We start from the raw sequence: 13,983 nt of genomic DNA, 5'->3' as shown, positions 1-13,983 counted from the left end.
TCGGGTCGCGGTGCTGGCCGCGGTGGCCGGGACGCTGCCGGCCGCGCTTGCCTCGCGGGAACCGAGCCATGCCGTGTCGGCGCTGCTCATCCACGGTGCGCTCGACGGCCTGGCGCCGATCGGCGGTGGATGGTCGCGGCGGCGGGGGCCGAACGGGGAGTTGCGGGGGCGCACGCTGTCGCTCGACGAGACCGCCGCGCGCTGGCGGGAGATCGACCGCTTCCCGCCGGGCATCGGCGGCACGGCGGTGGCGGCCCGGACCCTGCCGGACGGTGGCCACAGCTGGCCCGGCATGCCGGCCGGGCCCGGCTGGCGGGAGCCGGTCAGCCAGGAGTTCGACGCGGCCGAGGAGATCTGCCGCTTCGCCGTCCCGCTGGCGATCCCGGCGGCCGAGCGGCGTCGCGACCGGTGATAAGAATGTCCGATGAGCGCCGATCCTTTCCTCGACCTTGACGAGTACGCGCGCATGCCGCGCCTGAGCGGGCTGTGGCTCTCGCCGGACGGCCGCCGGCTGGTGGTCGGGGTGGGGACGCCGGACAAGAAGAACGCCCGCTACGCCACCGCACTGTGGGAGGTCGACCCGGACGGGAAACGACCGGCGAGGCGGTTGACGCGTAGCACCAAGGGCGAGGCGGCGGCCGCGTTCACGCCGGGCGGCGACCTGCTGTTCACCTCGGCCCGGCCCGACCCGGACGGCGAGGACGACGACGAGCCGAAGGCGGCGCTCTGGTTGCTTCCGGCCGCGGGCGGTGACGCCCGGGTGATCGCGAAACCGGCCGGTGGCGTGCAGGGCGTGGTCGTCAGCGACAACGGGACGGTCGTGGCGGGATCGTCGCTGCTGCCGTCGGCCGACGGGCCCGACGACGACCGTGACCTGCGTAAACAGCGCAAGGACGCGGGAGTCTCGGCGATCCTGCACGAGAGCTACCCGATCCGCTTCTGGGACCAGGACCTCGGCCCGGCCCGGCCGCGGCTGCTCGCCGGCGATCTGGGTGACGAGCTGGAGCTGCGCGACCTCACCGGCCACGTGGGGCGGGCGCTCGACGAGGAGGGCTCGTGGGACATCTCCCCGGACGGCCGCACCGTGGTCGCCGGGTGGACGGTCGCCGAGCGCGGCGGATCGCAGCGGGGAACGCTGGTCGCGATCGACGTGGGGACGGGGGAGCGGCGGGTGCTCGCCGACGACCCGGCCCACGACTACGGCTCGCCGCGGGTCTCGCCGGACGGGTCCCGGGTGGCGTTCACGGTCTACCGACGGTCCTCGGTGGACGATCCGGGCGACAGCTGGCTGGCTGAGGTGTCGCTCGCCGGTGGGCCGGTCCGCGATCTGACCGCGGACTGGGACCGGCGCCCGCACGGCGCGCGGTGGACCCCGGACGGCGCGGCGCTGATCGTGGCCGCCGACGACCACGGGCGCGCTCCACTATGGCGGGTCGACGCGACGAGCGGTGCCGTGACGCGGTTGACGCCCGACCACGGCTACTACGGGGAGATCCGGGTCTCGCCGGACGGGCGCTGGGTTTACGCGCTGCGGGCCGCGATCGACAGCCCGCCGGCTCCGGTGCGGGTGCGGGCCGACGGCTCCGGGGACGCGGAGCACCTGCCGGGCCCGGCCGCGCTTCCCTCCGTACCGGGAAATTTGCTGGAAATCGCGGCGGAGGCCGGGGATGGCACCTCGCTCCGCGCCTGGCTGGCGTTGCCGAGCGGAGCGAGTGCCGAGAAACCGGCGCCGCTGCTGCTGTGGATCCACGGTGGACCGCAGTCGTCGTGGAACGGATGGAACTGGCGGTGGAACCCGTGGGTGGCGGTGGCGCGCGGGTACGCCGTCCTGCTGCCCGATCCGGCCCTGTCCACCGGTTACGGGAACGACTTCATCAAGCGCGGCTGGGGCGCCTGGGGCGACGCTCCCTACACCGATCTGCTGGCGATCACCGATGTGGCCGAGCGGCGTGCCGACATCGACGCGGCGCGCACGGCCGCGATGGGCGGGTCGTTCGGCGGTTACATGGCCAACTGGGTCGCCGGTCACACCGACCGGTTCCGCGCGATCGTCACCCACGCGTCGCTGTGGGGGCTCGAGCAGATGACGGGCACCACCGACGCCGCCTACTACTGGGCGCGCGAGATGACCGGGCAGCGCATGCGGGACAACTCGCCGCACCGTTTCGCCGACGCCATCACCACGCCCGTGCTGGTCATCCACGGCGACAAGGACTACCGCGTGCCGATCGGCGAGGCGCTGAGCCTGTGGTGGGACCTGCTGTCCCGGTCGAAGGCGGAGGACGGGTCGAGCATCCACAAGTTCCTCTACTTCCCGGACGAGAACCACTGGATCCTCAAACCCGGCAATTCCAAGATTTGGTACGCGACGGTGCTCGCCTTCCTGGACCACCATGTCCGAGGCGTGGAGTGGAATCCGCCGGAGCTTCTGGGCTAGGCGGTTTGTTGATCTTTGGGCCGACTACCGGTCACTTTGTCGTCCTTTGAAGACAGCAGGATCGGTCTATGCGTAGAAGACTTCTGGCCTGGGGGCTCGCGCCTCTGCTCGCGACGGTGGGGCTGGCGACGCCGGCCGCTGCGAGCAGGGCGCTCTCGCCGTTCGACGCGGTGGACCAGTTCATCGGCACCGAGATGGACACCACGCAGAACAAGAGCAACGACGCCTATGGAAATACCTTTCCGGGCGCGGCGGTGCCGTTCGGCATGGTGCAGCCGTCGCCCACCACCTACAAGCCGGGCAACGCGCTGGTGGGGGAGAAGGGCGGCTACGAGTACACGGCCGGGCTCATCCGCGGTTTCGGCATGACGCGGTACTCGGGGACCGGGTGCACGGGACGCTACGGCGGGTATGAATTTCCTACCATTCCGTACGCGGGGGACCTGGTCGACGGCGTGCTGCCGGTCAATCCGTCGACGGACGTCAAGGGGTACTACCTCGGGTTCAGTCATACCAATGAGGTGTCCGAGCCGGGGTACTACAAGGTGGCTCTCGACAATGGTGTGACCACCGAACTGACTGCCTCGCCGCGGGCGGCGGTGAGCCGATTCTCGTTCGCCGGGCACGCGTCGCTGATCCTCGACGTGTCCGGGCCGAACAACCGGACGTTCGGCAGCGAGGTGACCATTGACCCGGCCACGCGTACGGTCTCGGGCTGGATGTACGGCGTCGATGTCTGCGACGTCGGCAACTACTACAAGGCGTACTTCTCGACGACCTATGACAAGCCATTCGCGTCTTACGGGACCTGGAACGACGGCGAGATGACCGCCGGCTCGGCCCACGCCGTCAAGAGCGACACCGATGTGAGCGTGGACTACCGGCACGACACCGGCGCGTGGATCACGTTCGCGGACGGCGCGCGGGTGACGGCGAAGACCGGCTTCAGCTACGTGAGCGTGGCCAATGCGGCGGCCAACCGGGATGCGGAGGTCGGCCGCGACCGGTTCGAGACCGTGCGCTCCCGCGCCCGCTGCCAGTGGGAGCAGGCGCTCGGCACGATCGACGTCGGCGGCGGCACCGACGCACAGCGGACGGCGTTCTACACCGCGCTCTACCACGCGCTGCTGCACCCGAACGTGCGCGACGACGTCAATGGTCAGTACCTCGGATACGACAACCAGGTGCACGTCGTCGCGAAGGGGCGGCACTTCTACGAGAACCTGAACTTCGCGGGCTCGGGCTGGGACATGTACCGCAGCCAGGCGCAGCTGATCGCGCTGACCTTCCCGAAGGTCGCCGACGACATGCAGCAGTCCATCGTGGACATGGTTGCGCAGCGCGGCTCATGGGCGCCGGGCGCGGCCCGCATGCAGGGTGACAACTACCAGGTCATTCTGTCCACGCTGGACGACATGGGTGCGACCGGGTACGACCGGAAGGCCGCGCTGGCCTCGATGGTGGCCACCCAGAAGCTGCCGGCGGTTTTGACAACGCGATCGGATGGCTACCAGTACTTCGCGACCGGCCTGATCGAGAACCGGAAGGGCGACTTCGCGACGTCCCGCGTCCTCGAGTACTCGATCGACGACTTCGCGATCGCCCAGCTGGCGTCCCGGCTCGGCGCCCGCGCGGACCACGACTTCTTCATGGCCCGCGCCCAGAACTGGATGAACGTCTTCGACCCGGTCACCCAGCACATCCGCCCGCGCGAGCGAACCGGCTTCGACCGCTCGTTCGACCTGAGCGTGCGCGACGACGGCGCCGGCCGCGGCCAGTTCAACCAATCGACCGGCTATCAGTACGGATGGTTGGTCCCTCAGAACCTCAGCACGCTGATCGCCAAGCGCGGCGGCGTGGCGGCGGCCACCGCCCAGCTCGACGTGCTGATGGCCCAGCTCGACGCCGGGGCATACACGCAGACCGGCAACTATCTGTCCAACCAGCCGGCCTTCGGCACGCCGTGGGTCTACAACTGGTTGCGGGCGCCCTCGAAGGCCACGGACGTGCTCTACCGCGCGGTCGCCGAGATGTATGACACGACGCCGTCCGGCCTGCCCGGCAACGACGACCAGGGCTCGCTCAGCGCCTGGTACGTGTTCGCCAACCTCGGCGTCTACCCGGCCATCTACGGCACCGGCGACCTGGTGATCAGCGCACCGATGTTCCGCAGCATCGCGATCGACCCGGTCGGCGGCCACCGCACCATCCGGATCACCGCACCCGGCGTGCAGGACGGCGCTCGCTACGTCGCCGGCCTCCGCGTGAACGGCACCAAGCGCACCGCGAACTGGCTGCCCTCCAGCTTCGTCCGCTCGGGCGGCCGCCTCGACTTCACCATGTCGGCCACCCCCGGCGCGTGGGGGACGGGCGCCGCGGACGTGCCGCCGTCGTACACGGACGGCGCCGACGCCCGCAACAACGTCGGCACCACCCCCGACGGCCAGGGCAACCTCGGCTTGCTCGACCTGAGCGACTGGTCGCTCTCCCGCTCGGGCGTGCCCGCACCCGGCGCGGCACTGCCGTTCGGCACCACGGGCATCTCGTTCACCTGGCCGTCCGCCGCGCCCGGCACCCCCGACAACTGGATCCCGCATGGTCAGCGCGTAGACCTGCCCAACCATCAGGCCACGAGCGTGTCGTTCCTCGGCCTGGCCACCAACGGCCCGGCGTCGGGCACGGCCACGGTCGTCTACACCGACGGCACCGTTCAGCCGGTGCCGCTCTCCTTCGCCGACTGGGCCGCCGCCGCCCCACCCGGCAACACCGCGCTGATCACCCTGTCCGGCCGCAACAACGCCAACGGCACCGCCGGCACCGGAACTTTCCGCGTCTTCGCCACCGACCCAGCAGCCCTCGACTCGACCAAGACGGTGGACGCCGTGCTCCTGCCCGAGTCCACCGACAAGGGCATCATGCACATCTTCGACGTGGCGGTGAGCTGAGCAGTCTCGACGGCCGGCCGCGCCTTTCCGAGGTGCGGCCGGCTACTCGAGAACCTCGGGCGCCGACCCGTCGAGATCCCTCGTTCGGCCCTCGGACAGCGATCCGGTCACCGATCCCATAGGCACCGGCCCGTCACCGCCGATCACGAAGATGGCGTGGTCCTCGGCGAAGCCGCCCGCGGTCGCCATCCGGTACCGGGGGTTGACGTAGCTCTCGCCGACCGCCGGGAACGTGATCGCGCCGGGATGGTCGCCGCTGCCGGGCCAGCCGACCACGGGCCGGTCCAGCACGTCCCGATTGGCCCGGGCCAGTGCCGCGCGTTGTCGGCCGGGCGTCGGAGAGCCGGCGGTCAGCCCTCCGAGCAGTGTCTCGATCCGGGACAGCGCGGTGGCCACCGTCACCCGGGTGGCGGCGTGCTCGTCCAACTGTGCCCAGATCCAGAAGTCCGGCACGGTGTCGGCGAGCCGCAGGTAGGACTCGCGATACCGCCGAACGATCATGTCCGCCACGGCGACCGACTCAGCGGCCCGGGAAGTGGCCCGGGAAGTGGCCTCCGAGTCGTCGGCGAAGGTCAGAACGCGAAGGCAGAGCTGCGTGGCCCAGAATTGGACGAGGACTGAGGTCTCGTAAAAGCCCCGTGCGCCGCTGGGTGCCGGCACCTCGTTTGCCCAGAGCACCGTCAGCAGATCATCATCCGGCTTGCGCCATCGACCGGTCGCGAGCCGCTCGCGTTCGGCGGCGGACAACTCGAGACTCGGATATTCCTCGTGCATCACCTCGAAGAAGGCGTCCACGGCGATCATGGTGTGCGCTGCCGCCAGCAGCTCGATCCGGTCGTATCCCTGCACGCCGGACAATCGAGACTGCAGCTTGTCGAGGCATGTCCGCAGCAGGCCGGCGGCCTCGTTCTTCTGGTCGACCCAACCGAACAGAGGTGCCAGCGCGGCCAACGCCGGAACGGTGACCAGGGCACCGGCGGCGAGGATCGCGCCGCCCAGCAGCTTGTCCAGGCGGTCGACCAACGGGCGACCGTAGTGGCCGAGGAGCTGCAGGGCGCCACGGAAAGTGATCGGCGGCTCACGACGCATAGGCGGAGACTAGGGGAGGGCGGCCGGGCGAGGAAATGGGGTAACTGTGGGACGGCGGATCGACTTCTACGACGACCCGGGCGCGCCCGCCGCCACATCGCTCGTACCGGGGGCGAACGTGGTGGTTGTCAACGAGGACGGCGAGATCCTGCTGATTCGCCGGTCGGACAACGACTTGTGGGCGCTTCCGGGCGGCGCCATGGACATCGGCGAGTCGCTGCCCGGAACGGCCGTGCGGGAGACGTTCGAGGAGACCGGGATCGACGTCGAGATCACCGGGCTGGTGGGCATCTTCACCGACCCTCGGCACGTCATCCTGTACACCAGCGACGGCGAGGTACGGCAGGAGTTCTCGGTCGTGTTCGCGGCGCGCCCGGTGGCCGGCACACCGACGCCCAGCGCCGAGTCGACCGAGGTGCGCTGGGTCCCGGTCGCGGAGATCGAGACCCTGGAGATGGATCACTCGACGCGTCTGCGGCTCGACCATTTCCTCACCACGCCGCGCGAGCTGCACCTGGGTTAAGGGAGGCCGTTGGCCCGTACCACTGTGGAGTAGACGGCGGCGCTCGGCTTCGGCGTGCGGGCGAAGGTCGCCCGATCGACCGCGTGCAGGCCCAGCTTCGGGCCGTAGCCGAAGATCCACTCGAAGTTGTCCATCAGGGTCCAGTGGAAGTAGCCGAGGACGGGGATGCCGTCCTCCACGGCCGTCAGCAGCCCGGCGAGGGACTCGCCGAGGAAGGCCGCCCGGCGGCTGTCGTCCTCTGTGGAGATTCCGTGTTCGGTTACCAGGACGGGGACGCCGGTCTGCGCGTGGGCGTATCGCGCGGCCTCGCCCAGCGAGCGAGCATCGACGCCGGAGAGCGGGCCGCCCGCCGAGACCGGGCCGGTCGCGTCGTAGTACTGGCGCTCGTAGTTCTGCACGCCGATGTAGTCGTCACCCTGGGCGAGCTCCAGCCATCGGCCGTAGACCTCGGCGCGCTTGCGATCGCGGACCGTCGGGTCGTCGCCGACCACCTGGTCGTCCACGACCGCGAGGGAGAAGCCCACCGGCAGGTCGGCGCGGCAGGCCTTGATGGCGTCGCGGGCCGCCCGATGGCCGGCCTCCATGCCGTCGGCCATGGCGTCCATCTCCTCGGGGAGCAGGACATTCGTCAGGCGGTAGCGGGGCACGCCCGCCGCCTTGCTCGCTGCTTCGAGCGTCGCGCGCTCCATGTCCCGTACGAAATCGGGAATGTCCATCCAGGTGAGAAGGCGCGGAAGATTGGGCTCGTTGAGGGTGACGGCCACGGCGATGCGGTCGCCGAAGGCGGCCATCACCTGGTCGCAGTAGCGGGCGAACAGGGCCGGCGCCGCCGGGTCGAGCCACGCACCGCGCGCGGCGAACCAGTGCGGGGACGTCATGTGGTTGAACGTCACCACCGGGGCCATGCCGCGGGACAGGCAACGGTCGACGATGTCGGAGTAGTGGGCAAGCGCGGCCGGCTCGAAAACACCCTCTTGCGGCTCGACGCGGGACCACTCCACCGAGAAGCGGTACGCGGAGAGGCCCATCCCGGCGGCCAGGTCGACGTCGTCGCGCCACCGCGAATAGCCGTCGCACGCCTTGCCGGACGGCTCCTGGAAGACGGTCGGCGACACGTTCTCGGCGAACCAGGTGTCGCTGTTCGTGTTGTCGCCCTCGGTCTGGTGGCCGGCGCTGGCCACGCCCCAGCGGAAGCCGTCCGGATAGGTGCGGGTCATGACGCCTCCCGTGTGATCAGGTCGTGCATGCTGCGCCGGGCCAGCTCCATCCGGATCGTACGGTCGCTGCGCGGGTCGGTGGTGGCCGGGACGATCGGCTCGCCGAGGACGATCACCATCGTGGGCTTGCGCCGGACCAGGCGCCGCAGGCCGCGCGGGGGCGTGAAGCGGATCGACAGCGGCACCACCGGCACCCGGGCCAGCGCCGCGAGGTGGAACGCGCCGCGCTTGAAGTCGCGCAGACTCGTGTCGTACGGCTTCAGCTCGCCCTCGGGAAAGAAGTGCACGATCTGCCCCTTGGCCAGGAAGAGCTCGAGCTCGGAGAAGAACTGCGTCAGGCCGGCCGGGGTGAGCGGCACCGGCACCCCGCCCAGCAGCCGCACGATGCCACCGTACCAGCGGTTTTCCAGGTTCATCGGCGCCGTGGTGAAGACGACGCGGCGCGGGAACAGGGCGAGCCCGACCAGCACGCTGTCGAGCAGGTGCACGTGGTTGCAGACGGTCAGCGCGCCGCCGCGGGGGAGATGGCTCTTGCCCTCGCTGCGGACGCCGAGCACGACCCGCGTCCAGAGGAACAGCAGCGGCACCGCGACCCCGTAGTAGAAACCGGTCGAGATGAACCGGAAGATGCGGCCCGAATACCCGGCCGGCGCCTCGGGCGCGCTGCCGGCACGCTCGTAGACGCGCTCTATTGCCTTGATGCTGCGGTCGACCGCGTACAGCCGGCCGTAGCGGGCGTACGTCTCGGACGCGGTCTCGAGCCCGGCCGGGTCCTCGATCCAGCCGTCGATGCGCCCGGCCAGCGATCGCGGGTCGCCGGCGTGGAAGAGGTTGCGCGACTCGAGCGCGAACTGGCCGGTCGCGCTGCGCCGGCTGTCGGAGATGACCGGCACCAGGCCGCAGGAGAAGGCCTCCAGGCAGGACAGCCCCTCGATCTCGACGTCGGAGGCGTGCACGTAGAGGTCGCACTCGCGGATGAGCTCGATGAGCTCGTCCTGGCCGTAGTAGCCGAACTCCGGCGGCCGGGGCAGCCGGGCGCCGAGGCGGCGCAGGCGTTTCTCGGCCGGGCCGTGGCCGGCGAAGTGCAGCTGGATGCGGTCGCGGTGGCGGGAGCGGCGCACGGCCCGGATCAGCACGTCCTGCCGCTTCTCGGGCGCGAACCGGCCCACCATGAGAATCCGGAACGGCTCGCCGGGGGCACGCTCGCGGGGCGGGCCGGGCCGGAAACTGTCGTCGACGCCGTTGGAGATCACGTGCAGGCGGGCGCGGTAGCCGTGGTGACGCAACTGCGCCGCGATGAACGTCGATGGACAGTGAATGTCGGCGAAGCGGCGGTAGAAAAGCACACGCATCAGGACGTACACGAAATGCGCGGCGGGGGAGAACCAACCAAGCCCGATGTTGTACGTGATGTTCTCGGGCTGAATGTGGAAGGCGGCGACGGCCGGCACCCCGAACTCGCGCGCCATCCGCTCGGCGGCGCGGCCCAGGGCCCACGGCTGGTAGATGTGCACGACGTCGGCGTCCTTGATGGCCGCGGTCAGCACCTCGCGCACGGGCTTGGCGAACACGGTGCTCTGCCGGTGGGCCAGGCGGCTCGCGATCGGCACGACGAGCTCGGGAACCCAGAACATCTCCGGGCCTTTCGACTCCCGCTCACCGTCGCCGGCCGGTTCGCCACAAGCCACCACGCGTACGGTGTGTCCGCGCGCGACGAGTGCGGCCGCGAACCGGTTTGCCGATATGGTGGTGCCGTTGTTGTTGACGTTGAACGTGTCGATGACCAACGTGATGATCACTGCCGCGCCGCCGTTCCCCGCGAATGATCAGCACGCTAGCCCTAGGTTTTCGGCGGGTCAATGCTGATAAAGCGGGTGCTGCCAGAATACGCGAGTGCTCTCCGCCACTCGGAATCTGCTGACATCGCTCGGCCGCGGCGCTGAGCGCGGCCGCCCGGGCCGGCCTGCTCGACCGGATACGTCCCGATATGCCGGCGATGGACCGGCGCCGGCTCTACCGCCCTCGGTCGCCCGGGTGCTCACCGACGCGAGCGCGGCCGATCTGACCCAGCCGACCACCGACGCCATCGAGGCGCGGGACGGCTTCTCCGCGACGACCTCCGCCGTGTCAGGCCACGTCCTCCGAGTCGTCGGCGCCGGTGCCGAGGGCGGCGGCCAGCTGGCCGCGGTGGGCGACGCCCAGCCGGGGGAGGATCTGGTTGAGGTGCGAGTCGACCGTGCGGTGGGAGATGAACAGGCGCTGGGCGATCTCGCGGTTGCTCAGCCCCCGCGAGGCCAGCACGGCGATCTGCATCTGCTGGCCGGAGAGCTGCTCGCCGGCGTTCGGCAGGCGGCGGCCGCTCGACTCGCCGGCCGCGCGCAGTTCGCCGCGGGCGGCCTCGGCCCAGGGGCTGGCGCCGAGCCGGTCGAACTCGTCGCGGGCGGTGCGGAGCAGCTCGCGGGCCTCCGCCCGGCGGTGCTCGCCGAGCAGGTGGCGGCCGCGGTGCAGGTGCAGGCGGGCGCGCACCAGGCGGCAGCCGGCCGGGAGGGTGGTCAGCGCCTCCGCGTACGCCCGCTCCGCCTCCTCGCCGGGGGCCAGCACCGCGGTGGTGTACGCCTGCGCCATCAGCATCATCTCCGAGGGCAGGCCGCGGGCCAGCTCGGGCAGCTCGGCCAGCAGGTCCCGGGCGTGCTCGGCCGTGCCCGCGGCAACGGCGGCGTCGGCCAGGTCCGGCGCGCCCCGCCAGCGGCTCACGGAGTGGTAATGCGGGTCGGCCGGGTCGAACGTGGACGCGAGTAGCCCGTACGCCCGGAAGGAATGCCCCTCGAACAGCGCGAGCAGGCCGTCGATCTGCTGGGCCATCACCGTGGCGAACGGCATGTGGCCGAAGAGGTCGCCGTCGCGCAGCTCCGCGACCAGGCGGGCGGCCTCGGCCGTCTCCCCGCGCATCGCCGCCACGAGCCCGGCCGTGGCGGTCACCCCGAGCCAGACGATCGCCTCCCCGGCCTCGCGGGCCAGCAACCGGCCCTCCTCCGACTCGCTGCGGGCCTGGTCGAGTTGTCCCAGGTAGACCCGCGGCCAGGAACCGGCGAGCGAGCGGGCGAGCAGCCCGAGCCGGCCCTGCTCGCGCCAGGCCGAGGCGGCCTGCGCCAGCCAGCGGGAGGCGTTGCTGAAGTCGCCGAGCGCCATCACGCCGGTGCCGAGGATGTGCAGATTGCGGCCGTTGCCGGGGTCGGGAGCGATGTCCTCGAAGCGGGCCAGCACCTCGGCGCCGTAGCGGTACGGCTCGGTGTACGCGCGAACCGTGAGCGCCAGCGGGCTGGCCGGGTCGATGCCCCACCGTTCGAGCACGGCGGCCGTCCCGGCCCGGGTCCGCGCGTCGCCGTCGTGGAAGAAGCACCGGGCCGCCGCCCGCCACAGCAGGTTCTCGGCGACGTCCCGGCCGCCGTCGTCGTACGCCGCGACCGCCGCCTCGACCATCTCCTGGATCCGCCGGCTCGGCTCGTCCGGCTCGAACGCCGCGTTGTCCGACACGAGCATGAGCCGGGCGCGCTCGATCGGGCCGGCCACGCTCATGTCGGCCCGCGCGAGCAGCGTGCGGGCCTGGTCGCGGTCGTTGAGGTCGCTGGACAGCTCGGCCGCCCGGACGAGGATGCCGGTCCGCCGCCGCACGTCGCTGACCAGCCCGGCCGCCCGGCTCAGGGCCGGGAGCGCGGCGGCGACCTTGCCCCGCGCCTGCGCGGCGTCGGCGAAGCTCTCCAGTCGCCCGGCCAGCTCCTCGTCCGGGCCGAGGGTCGCCGCGGCCAGGTGCGCGAGCTGGCGCTCCTGGTTGTCCGGCAACACCGCCGCCAGCGCACGGTGGACGGTAAGCCGGTCGGCGACGCTCGCCCGCTTGTAGACGGCCGAGCGCATCAGCGGGTGCCGGAACTCCAGCCGGTCGTCGGCGAAGACGACCAGCCCCGCGTCGACGGCCTCGTGCAGCACCTCCTGCGTCACCGGCGCGCCGGTGAGCCGGCTGGACAGGTCCAGCAGCCGGTCCAGCGGCGCGGTCGGCTCGGCCGCCATGGCGAGCAGGAACGAGCGGCAGCCGGGACTCGCCACGTCGGTGCGAGCCGCGAACGCGACCTCGAGCCGGGTGGTCAGCGGCAGGTCGTGGACCCGCTCGTGGTTGCCCTGCACCGCCTTGGGCAGCTCGACCAGGGCGAGGGGGTTGCCGGCCGACCGTTCCAGGATCAGCGACCGCACCGGCGGCGGGAGGCCGGGCGCGCCGACGTCGAGCAGCTCGGCGGCGGGCGCCCGGTCGAGCGGCCCGAGGTGCAGGGTCGGCTGGTCCATCACGATGGGCCAGTCGGCATTGTCGGTACGCGCGGCGCCGACGACCAGCATGGCGTGGTCGCGGGTGCGCCGGGCCACGAAGCTCAGCACCTCGCGGCTGGGCGAGTCGAACCATTGCAGGTCGTCGCAGAGCAGCAGGATCGGCTGCCGGTCGGCGGCGTCGGCGAGCAGCTCCAGCAGGGCGAACGCCACCCGGTACGCGTCCGGCTGGCTCTCGGCGCCGCCGAACGCCCCGCGCAGCGCGTGCCGGTGCGCCTCGGGCAGCTCGTCGACCAGCCGGGACATCGGCTGAAGCAGCAGGTGGAGCGCGGCGAACGGGAACCACCGCTCGGTCTCCACCCCGGCCGTCGAGAGCACGGTGAAGCCGCGTTCGGCGGCATCCGCGCCGGCCGCGCGCAGCAGCGCCGATTTGCCGACCCCGGCGGTGCCGTGGACGAGCAGCGTGGACCCGCGCCCGTGGCCGGCCTCGGCGAGCAGGTTCCGCAACGTGCTCAGCTCGGCCTCCCGGCCGATCATCGCGGGTCTCACCGTCGTGGCCGCTCTGGTGGCGACCACCAGGCCGGTGCGTTGGTGCAACACACGTTCGTACGCCTCGAGCAGCTCCGCCCCCGGACTGATCCCGAGCTCGTCGCGCAGCCGCCGCTGGACGTCCCGGAACAGGTCGACGGCCTCCGCCTGCCGGCCCTCCGCGGCCAGCGCCACCAGCAGCCGGGCCTGGAGCGCCTCGTCCAGCGGATCCTGCCCGGCGGCCTGGCGCAGCGCCGGCATGATCAGCCGGACCTGCCCGGTACGCAGCGCGGTGTCGGCGGCGTCCCGCACGGCCTGCGAGTACTCGGCCGCGATGGCCACAAAGGCCGGATGGGTACGGGAGGTGGGCTCCAGCCCGGCCGCGCACGGGCCCTGCCACAGGGCCAGCGCGTCGAGGAAGAGCCGGGGATCTCCGGCCTGCCGGGCCCGGGCGACCAGTGCCCGGAAGCGCAGCAGGTCGAGCGTGTCCTCGGTGACCCGCAGCTGGTAGCCCGCCGCCTGCCGGATCAGGTACCGGCCCGTGGTGCGTACCGGCAGGTCGGGCTCGACCAGCCGGCGCAGCGCGCCGATGTAGCGGTGCACGACGTTGATCGCGCTGGTCGGCGGCTCCTCGTCCCAGATCGTGTCGATCAGCTCGGTCACGCTGACCACCGACCCGGCCCGGGCCAGCAGCAGGGCGAGCACCAGCCGCTGCTGCCGGCCGCCGAGCTCGACGTCGGCCGGGCCGTGCAGGGCGCGCACCGGGCCGAGGATCCGGAACTCTACGGCCGTCATGGTCGGTGCCCTCCCTGTTCCGGATCTCTCGCAAGCGGAGACCCGCCAGCCCGCCCGGTTGTGACAGAACCGGCTGTGATCCGGAGCACATATCAGGACGTCACTGAAAGCCGCACTTCTTTGCAACTGCTTCTG

Annotated in this window: 8 protein-coding genes; 4 read left to right on the top strand and 4 right to left on the bottom strand. The window is 71.6% G+C overall.

Features of this window, described 5'->3' with window-relative positions; translation table 11 throughout:
* Positions 1 to 10: 10 nt before the first annotated feature.
* The 3 genes from A3CQ_RS0102060 (at position 11) to A3CQ_RS0102050 (ending at position 5,382) form a co-directional block, all read left to right on the top strand.
* A complete protein-coding gene (locus A3CQ_RS0102060; protein ID WP_020509250.1) occupies positions 11 to 412 on the top strand; it encodes an alpha/beta hydrolase family protein in 402 nt (133 codons plus the stop codon).
* Between the two features lie 12 nt (positions 413 to 424).
* Positions 425 to 2,437, top strand: coding sequence for a S9 family peptidase (locus tag A3CQ_RS0102055; RefSeq protein WP_020509249.1), 2,013 nt, complete (start codon positions 425 to 427; stop codon positions 2,435 to 2,437).
* Positions 2,438 to 2,505: 68 nt separating this feature from the next.
* A complete protein-coding gene (locus A3CQ_RS0102050) occupies positions 2,506 to 5,382 on the top strand; it encodes a GH92 family glycosyl hydrolase (protein ID WP_026205195.1) in 2,877 nt (958 codons plus the stop codon).
* Between the two features lie 42 nt (positions 5,383 to 5,424).
* On the opposite strand, the gene A3CQ_RS0102045 is transcribed toward A3CQ_RS0102050, so the two are convergent.
* Entirely contained in the window at positions 5,425 to 6,471 is a 1,047-nt protein-coding gene (locus tag A3CQ_RS0102045; protein ID WP_020509247.1) for an NACHT N-terminal helical domain 7-containing protein, read from the bottom strand.
* 46 nt (positions 6,472 to 6,517) lie between these two features.
* On the opposite strand from A3CQ_RS0102045, the gene A3CQ_RS0102040 reads away from it, so the two are divergent.
* The gene (locus A3CQ_RS0102040) at positions 6,518 to 6,994 is read left to right on the top strand and encodes an NUDIX hydrolase (protein ID WP_020509246.1); all 477 of its coding nucleotides are present in this window, start codon (positions 6,518 to 6,520) and stop codon (positions 6,992 to 6,994) included.
* Here the strand turns inward: A3CQ_RS0102040 and A3CQ_RS51115 are convergent.
* The 3 genes from A3CQ_RS51115 to A3CQ_RS0102025 form a co-directional block, all read right to left on the bottom strand.
* Positions 6,991 to 8,211, bottom strand: a complete 1,221-nt coding sequence (locus A3CQ_RS51115) for a glycoside hydrolase family 1 protein (RefSeq protein ID WP_020509245.1) — start codon at positions 8,209 to 8,211, stop codon at positions 6,991 to 6,993. The two genes, A3CQ_RS0102040 and A3CQ_RS51115, sit on opposite strands and share 4 nt — an antisense overlap.
* The gene (locus A3CQ_RS0102030) at positions 8,208 to 10,010 is read right to left on the bottom strand and encodes a glycosyltransferase (protein WP_020509244.1); all 1,803 of its coding nucleotides are present in this window, start codon (positions 10,008 to 10,010) and stop codon (positions 8,208 to 8,210) included. Before A3CQ_RS0102030 ends, A3CQ_RS51115 begins: the two co-directional genes overlap by 4 nt.
* 328 nt (positions 10,011 to 10,338) lie before the next feature.
* Positions 10,339 to 13,848: an ATP-binding protein gene (locus A3CQ_RS0102025; RefSeq protein WP_020509243.1), complete on the bottom strand. Its 3,510-nt coding sequence runs from the start codon at positions 13,846 to 13,848 to the stop codon at positions 10,339 to 10,341.
* Positions 13,849 to 13,983 lie beyond the last annotated feature (135 nt).

The sequence above is a fragment of the Paractinoplanes globisporus DSM 43857 genome, from assembly GCF_000379645.1.
Lineage (GTDB): Bacteria > Actinomycetota > Actinomycetes > Mycobacteriales > Micromonosporaceae > Actinoplanes > Actinoplanes globisporus.
Note: the sequence above shows the minus strand (reverse complement) of the source record. Positions and strands in the feature narration are given on the sequence as shown.

Bases quoted from the DNA above. Each gene is read 5' to 3' on its own strand.
- A3CQ_RS0102055 (WP_020509249.1), top strand. From the start codon at position 425: ATGAGCGCCGATCCTTTCCTCGACCTTGACGAGTACGCGCGCATGCCG.
- A3CQ_RS0102050 (WP_026205195.1), top strand. From the start codon at position 2,506: ATGCGTAGAAGACTTCTGGCCTGGGGGCTCGCGCCTCTGCTCGCGACG.
- A3CQ_RS0102045 (WP_020509247.1), bottom strand. From the start codon at position 6,471: ATGCGTCGTGAGCCGCCGATCACTTTCCGTGGCGCCCTGCAGCTCCTC.
- A3CQ_RS51115 (WP_020509245.1), bottom strand. From the start codon at position 8,211: ATGACCCGCACCTATCCGGACGGCTTCCGCTGGGGCGTGGCCAGCGCC.
- A3CQ_RS0102025 (WP_020509243.1), bottom strand. From the start codon at position 13,848: ATGACGGCCGTAGAGTTCCGGATCCTCGGCCCGGTGCGCGCCCTGCAC.